The sequence below is a fragment of the Streptomyces sp. NPDC097981 genome (assembly GCF_040302565.1).
Taxonomy (GTDB): domain Bacteria; phylum Actinomycetota; class Actinomycetes; order Streptomycetales; family Streptomycetaceae; genus Streptomyces.
Genome location: NZ_JBEORW010000149.1, coordinates 1 through 3,255 on the forward strand (window position 1 = coordinate 1; position 3,255 = coordinate 3,255).

Sequence of the window (3,255 nt, forward strand, 5' to 3'; positions counted from 1 at the left end):
GACCCGGCAGGTCTTCGAGGAACACCGCGCGTTCACCTCCTCATCGGCTGATCTGACCGTCGCGGCTTGACTTCTTACGCACGTGAGATGTCTGTCGGCTTTCCCCCCAGGGGCCGTAGGCGTGGACGGCAGCGTCCGAGGCGCGTACGACCGAGCCCAGCGTGTCCAGCACGTCTAGGATGAAGCTTCCCCTTGATGTTGGACACCTGGAGACTGGGACGTGAGGTTCCAGAGGAAGTAGTGCCAGGTGGGAAGTAAGAGCAACCGCAGCAGGCGGTACTCGGAGGAGTTCAAGCGGGACGCGGTCGCGCTGGTCCGCTCGTCCGGGAGGACCGTTACCGAGGTGGCCCGGGAGATCGGGGTCAGCGCCGAGGGGCTGCGGAACTGGGTCAAGCAGGACAAGACTGACCGGGCCCGCGCCGCCCGCCAGGCCGCCGACGACGCCCTGGCCCACGAGATCACGGTGCTGCACATCGCCTCCAGACACGCCTACGGAGTGCCGCGCATCCACGCCGCGCTGCGCAGGTCGGGCAGGCGGATCAACCGCAAGCGCGTGGAGCGGATCATGCGTGAGCGCGACATCGCCGGGATCACCCGGCGCAAACGCCGTTCACTGACCCGCCCGGCGAAGAAGGCGGTGCCCGCTGCGGATCTGATCGGCCGCGACTTCACCACGAGCACGCCGGGCGAGAAGCTGGTCGGCGACATCACCTACATCCCCACCGACGAGGGCTGGCTCTATCTGGCGACCTGGCTGGACTTGGCGACCCGCGAGATCGTCGGCTACTCGATGGCCGACCATCACCGCGCGTCCCTGGTCGTCGACGCCCTGGACATGGCTGCCAGCCGCGGTCGGCTCAAGCCCGGCTGCATCGCGCATTCCGATCGCGGATCGGAAAACACCTCCGACGAACTCCGCCGGGAAATAGAGCGGTTGGACCTTCGACAGAGCATGGGCCGCACCGGCTCCTGCTACGACAACGCCGCCGCCGAGAGCTTCTTCGCACTGCTCAAGGAGGAGATCGGCACCCGCCGCTGGCCGGACCGCGCCACCGCCCGGGCCGAGATCTTCGCCTTCATTGAGATCTTCTACAACCGGAAACGCCTGCGGAAGCATCCCGCTTGGGGATACCTCACCCCGCTGGAGATCCGACAGCGACACGAACCAGGACATGCCCTCGCGGCGTAAGCATCGAGTGTCCAACATCACGGGGGAACTTCAGGGACATGGAACGACGTGAGTTGATGCGGCTGCTGGCTGACGACGACGAAGCTTCGAAGGCTGCTCTAACCGCCCTCGTTGACGGCGCCTACTACGTCGTGTGGGAGGAGACGGGGTTGTCCTCCGAGGTCTATGCCCCGGGGTCATGAGAGTCGGCGTAGGTCGTATCAGCGAAGGGGCATAGAGACTCTGGGCCTGGAACGAGGGTGCAATTGCTCCGCGAGCGCGCCCAGCCGATCCGCACAGGGAAGATCACAGCCGTCGACAGTTCATGGATCTTCCAACTCTTCCTCACCGAGGGTGGCAGCGGACTGGTGGCCCGCATCGGCGGGCGGCGGCCCGGGCGGCGCCCACTCCAGTAGCGTTGCGCTCGGCGGGTGAGGGCGACAGACATCGCCCTGAGGCCGTTCGACACCTTCGTCGGGAGGCGTCCGGCCCGCAGTCACAGGCTGGCCGTTTCCGTACGCTTCTCGCTGCTGCCGGCCTCCGCAGAGCTGACCGGAGCCGCGGTGCGGTCGTCGGCGACGTCCGCCGCACCGCGGCTCAGCTCCCTGCCGACCACCCGGCCCGCGCCCTGGCCGACGTCGTCCTCGCCCCGGGCGCGGCAAGGGGGCGTGTTCCCCTCCTGCCGCGGCCGGGGCGTGGCGTCGTCAGCTGCTCGCGGAGGTGACCTTCGGGGCGGGCTCGTGCTTGAAGTTGGCCTGGCCGAAGTTCTTCTTCACGGCCGCGTCCCAGGAGCCGTCCTGGACCATCTTCTTGAGGGCGGCGTTGATCTTGGCGTGCAGATCCCGGTTGCCTTTCTTGATGCCGATGCCGTAGCTCTCGTTGCTCAGGTTCAGCCCGACGAGGCGGAACTTGCCCGTGTTGTCCTTCTGGGCGGCGTAACCGGCCAGGATCGCGTTGTCCGTGGTCATGGCGTCGACCAGGCCGTCCTGGAGGGCGATCACGCACTCCGAGTAGCCGTCGAGCTCGAGCAGGCTGGCCTTCGGCGCCAGGTTCTGCTTGACGTTCTGCGCCGAGGTGGAGCCGACGGTGGAGCAGAGCTTCTTGTTGTTGAGGTCCTCGGCCTTGGTGATCGTGGCGTCGTCGGCGCGGACGAGCAGGTCCTGGTGGGCCGTGAAGTACGGGCCCGCGAAGTCGACCTTCTCCCGGCGCTTGTCGTTGATCGAATAGGTCGCGGCGACGAACTTGACCTCGTTGTACTGGAGCAGCAGCTCGCGTTCGGAGCTGTCGACCCGCTTGAACTCGATCTGCTCCGGCTTGTAGCCGAGCTCCTTGGCGATGTACCTGGAGACGTCCACGTCGAAGCCGGAGAAGGTGCCCCCCGCCTCGCGCAGGCCGACACCGGGCTGGTCGAAGGCGATGCCGATGGAGAGGGTCCCCTTGGGTCCTTCGTCGCCGCCGCAGCCGGAGGCGGTCAGGGCGAGGCCGATCACAGCGGCCATCGCACCAGCCTTGGGGACCTTCATGTTGCAACTCTTTCCTCGGGGACGCGGGACGCGGAGCGGGATCGCCGGTGCGCGTGGACCGCGGGGTACGTAGAAGCGTCCAAGACGCGTGTACGAGGAAGCTAAGAATGCCGCCGCCGCGGTGTCACTGGATCTTGGCAAAACTTGAGGTAACGATCCGGCTCGACCTGCGTTTCTGCGGCGATTACGGCTTTGAACGGGATAAAGAGGGACGTCCCTGGTGACAGGTTCGGTACGGATCGATGGAAATGCACTGCTCCTTGGTGAACAGGTGTAGATCCGTTTCATCCGGACATTGCGGCTGCCGGAGGCAGCACCCACGCCCCGCCCCCGGGCCTGGGGGGAGTTCCCGCTGCGCCGGGTCGAGGACTACCCGGACACGGTGCCCCCGAGTGGCTGACCAAGGGCGGGGTACGGCGGCGGCCGGGCCCCCCTCCACCTGGGTGCTGCCACTGCAGAATGAGCCGACTAGCTTGACTGTGTCGGGGATCTTGGAGTCGCCGGGGTCAGGTGCCCAGGGTGCGCCAGGACTTCGGCCGGGGGATCTCGTGCTGATCGAGGTAG

General features: G+C 66.9%; 2 protein-coding genes. One reads left to right on the forward strand and one right to left on the reverse strand.

The window, feature by feature from the left end; translation table 11 throughout:
• Positions 1 to 247 precede the first annotated feature (247 nt).
• Positions 248 to 1,189 carry an IS3 family transposase gene (locus tag ABTY04_RS40600; protein WP_352218452.1) on the forward strand — a complete coding sequence of 314 codons (942 nt, stop codon included), beginning with the start codon at positions 248 to 250 and terminating at the stop codon, positions 1,187 to 1,189.
• A gap of 683 nt (positions 1,190 to 1,872) precedes the next feature.
• Here the strand turns inward: ABTY04_RS40600 and ABTY04_RS40605 are convergent.
• Positions 1,873 to 2,691, reverse strand: coding sequence for a glutamate ABC transporter substrate-binding protein (locus ABTY04_RS40605; RefSeq protein WP_352218453.1), 819 nt, complete (start codon positions 2,689 to 2,691; stop codon positions 1,873 to 1,875).
• Positions 2,692 to 3,255: the final 564 nt, after the last annotated feature.